General features: G+C 48.9%; 3 protein-coding genes. 1 reads left to right on the top strand and 2 read right to left on the bottom strand.

The genetic code is table 11. The annotated features are described in order from the left end of the window. Positions 1-585: response regulator transcription factor (locus tag VIM87_RS13275; protein WP_331997463.1), on the top strand; the 585-nt coding region annotated here is incomplete at its 5' end. A gap of 64 nt (positions 586-649) precedes the next feature. On the opposite strand, the gene VIM87_RS13270 is transcribed toward VIM87_RS13275, so the two are convergent. Further along, entirely contained in the window at positions 650-2,176 is a 1,527-nt protein-coding gene (locus VIM87_RS13270; protein ID WP_331997462.1) for a sulfatase, read from the bottom strand. Between the two features lie 16 nt (positions 2,177-2,192). Next, on the bottom strand, positions 2,193-3,738 hold a 1,546-nt coding region (locus VIM87_RS13265; RefSeq protein ID WP_331997461.1), incomplete at its 5' end, for a beta-L-arabinofuranosidase domain-containing protein.

The following is a 3,738-nucleotide window of genomic DNA, read 5'->3' as shown; positions in this document are numbered from 1 at the left end:
GTGGAAGGCCTGTGCAGCATTTTGCAGAACGCAGCAGGCATCCGTATCAGCGGTACTTTCATGGATGGCGGCTCTGCGCTGGCATTCCTGGCGGCCAATGACGTGGATGTAGTGCTGCTGGACATCAGCCTGCCGGAAATGTCGGGCATTGAGGTTTGTAAGATCATTAAAGCCAAACACCCGGACACGCGGGTAATTGCGCTTACCAACCACACGGAAAAAAGCGTGATCCGGGAAATGCTGGAGAACGGGGCTGATGGTTATCTGCTGAAGAACACTTCCAAAAAAGACCTGATCAGCGCTATTTTCCAGGTGCTGGACAACCAGTTCACCATGAACGCTGAAGTGCAGAAAATACTGTTTGCCCCTTCAGCCCAAAGCACGGATGTGCCGCGGCTTACCAAAAGAGAAAAGGAGATATTGCAGCTGGTAAGCGAAGGCGCCACCACGGCTGCTATTGCAGCACAATTGTTTGTAAGCCCGCAAACCGTGGAAACACACCGGCGGAACATGATGCAGAAGTTTAAAGTAAATAATTCATCCGCGCTGGTGCGCAAGGCCATTGCACAACAGATCATTCAATAGTAACCGTTTTAATGCTTGCCTGTTTTACCTACAACTGCAGCCCTCCGCCTTTGCGGAGGGTTCTTTATTGCTGGTCCATGATCTTTAATGCCTCCCCATCCTTATACTCCCGGATCAGCTGCCGCAGCTGCTGTTTTAAATCAGCCGTAACCTGCTTATAGGCTGCCTGCCCATACAGGTTATGCATTTCCTGCGGGTCTTTTTGCAGGTCATATAATTCCCAGGTATTGGTTTGATCATAGAAGCGCACCAGGGTATATTTTTCTGTGCGGATGCCAAAGTGCGGGTATACATGGTGCGGCTGTGGAAACTCGTAATAGTGATAATAAGCTGCCTTACGCCAGTTCTTTGTATCTCCTTTCAGCAGGGGTAAAAAAGAGGCGCCCTGCATTTCCGCAGGCGCAGGTACACCGGCCATATCTAAAATAGTGGGCGCCCAGTCAATATTCACCATCAGCTGCGGAATGGTGGTACCCGGCTTTGTTACGCCCGGGTAGCGGATCACAAAGGGCGTGCGTAAAGATTCTTCATAAATAAAACGTTTATCGAACCAGCCATGTTCTCCTAAATAAAAGCCCTGGTCAGAGGCGTAGATGACTACCGTATTTTTTGATAAGCCGCTTTTGTCCAGGTAATCCAGCAGCCGGCCAATGTTACGGTCCAAAGAGCGGGCAGTGGCTAAATAGTCTTTCAGATAGCGCTGGTATTTCCATTTTACCAGGGCATCGCCGCTTAACTTTTTCGCATCAAATTCTTTGCTCACTTTATCTTCATAATAATCCATGAAGGCCTTTTTCTGTTCCGGATTAAAACGGTTGTAGATGCCGCTTTTTTCATAGTCGGCATGTACTTTCAGATCTTCTTTCAGGCGCATGGTATTGGCAATGGTCATGTCCTGGTTCTGCGCGGCTATACGATCTTTATAATCATCCTTAAAATTAGCGGGCAGGGGAAAGTCAATGTTATCATAAGCGCCCAGGTCCTGAATGTCCGGCAGCCATTCGCGGTGCGTAGCTTTTTCTCCTACTACCATAAAAAATGGTTTGCTGGTATCCCGCTGCTGCAGCCAGTCAATGGAAAATTCTGTGATCAGGTTAGTTACATACCCACTGGAGCGGGAAGTATCGCCGCCAATTTTTATAAAGTCAGGATTGTAGTACTGGCCCTGGCCCGGTAAAATATTCCAGTAATCAAAACCTTGTGGCAGGCTGCCCAGGTGCCACTTCCCTATCCAGGCGGTCTGGTAATTATGCTGCTGCAAAATGCGGGGAAACAGCTCCTGCGAAATATCAAACTTTTTTTCGTTTAGCGTATACCCGTTCAGGTGACTATACTTGCCCGTAAGCAGGGTAGCGCGGCTGGGGCCGCAAATGGAATTACCTACCAGCGCATTCCTGAAAAGAGCGCCGCCCCGTGCAATGCGGTCTATATTGGGTGTTTGCATCAGCTTACTGCCATAAGCGCTAATAGCCTGGTACGCATGATCATCTGACAGGATGAAAATGATATTGGGCTGCGTGGGTTTCTTTTGCGCATAGCTGCTGATGAACAGCAATAACAGCGCGGGTAAGAGCTGAACAAATTTTTTCATATAGATGGTTTATCCGTTATCTGTTTCCTACTACCGGGAACTGGGCTATACGCAGCTGCGTACAGCCATAGGGCACCAGTATAACCTCTTCCGCTTCCTGCACAGCTTCCATATGGTAGGTAACGCTGAACGGAATGGGGCCTGTCATATCGTTATACAATTGCCAGGATGGAATGCGCCGGGCCTTTGTTTTCAGCATCACCGGTGCATTTTCCAGGTCCCAGGGATAAGCGGCTATGGTGTTCTTCTTTTCCACGCTGAAACTGGCTTCCAGCTTGTTGTCCGGCACCTCTATCAGTCCATAGTTCCAGGGGGTGGTGGGGTGTACTTCGTAATATTCCGCACCATAATCTACCGGGTCTTTATCGTTCTTTACCTTTTTTACGGATGCGCCTATTTTCAAGGCATAGGTTAAAGGGCCGCGTTCTACCGACATAGAATTTTCATACCAATTCTCCTTAAAAATATGCATGGGCAGCGCCAGCTCCACCACATCGCCGGAAGTCCAGGCGCGGCTGATCTTTACTATTTGATCGCTGTTAGCGTCCTGCAATACTTTTCCATTCACTTTTATAACCGCCTTTGTACACCATTTGGGTATGCGCAGGTGAAAGGGAAAAGTAACAGCCCCGCCCTTATCGGTAGTAATGGTGAATTGAATAGCTTCTTCAAAGGGGTAATTGGTTGTTTCCTTTACCGTAACCTCCCGGTCATTTGCTACAGTGGCTTTCACTTCGCTGGGTGCGTACAGCAATGCTGCCAAACCCTTATCGGACGTGGCATGCCAGAGGTTTTGGGTAAACTTAGGCCAGCCCTGGTGCATGTTGGAAGTGCAGCAGGGATAGCCGGAAAGCAAACCATAACATACATCTGTACCGTCATAGTTAATATCAAAATTGCGGATGTGGCGGGAGATCATGACCTGGTTGGCCTGCTGAAAATACTGGCGGTTCATACAATCCGCCGTTACCTGTGTGGGTAATGCATTAAAGGCAATTTTTTCAATATGGTCGGCATACGCTATGCTGCCGGTAATTTCCAGCATGTTTTCCAGGGAAAACATCATTTCCACAGCACTGCATAATTCGGAGCCTTGTGTAGGGTTGTTGCCGTGCAGGGCTTCATCGCCCCCATACATGCCATTGGCCTGCCCATTAAACTTACGCAGGTCCTGTAATCCTTTATCCGTTGCCGTTATATATTGCTTTTCCGGGTGCTGCTGGTAGTAGATAAGCGGCTCTTTCATGCCCTGGGCCAGGTTTACGCCGTGTATGCTACCGGTCGTGGCTAACAGATCGCCCTGCAGGAAAGCATTGGTATAATCAAAGGTTTGTTTGTGCAGCAGATCGCCCAGCTGCAGCAGGAATTTATCGCCGGTGATATTGTATAACCAGTATACCACCATCAGGTTATCACCGCCGCGGTAGCGGGCCCAGAACGACCAGTGATCCAGCGGTTTTTGCGGCAGCTCTTTCAGCTGGTACTTAAAATACCTGGTCATTAAAGTGATCACGCGCGGGTCCTGCGTGGCCATGTAGTATTGCTTCAGCACTTTCAGCATC

This window comes from Chitinophaga sp. (assembly GCF_036569125.1).
Classification (GTDB): domain Bacteria; phylum Bacteroidota; class Bacteroidia; order Chitinophagales; family Chitinophagaceae; genus Chitinophaga.
Note: the sequence above shows the minus strand (reverse complement) of the source record. Positions and strands in the feature narration are given on the sequence as shown.

Excerpts from the sequence above, each read along its gene's own strand:
- VIM87_RS13270 (WP_331997462.1), bottom strand. The coding sequence starts at position 2,176 with ATGAAAAAATTTGTTCAGCTCTTACCCGCGCTGTTATTGCTGTTCATC.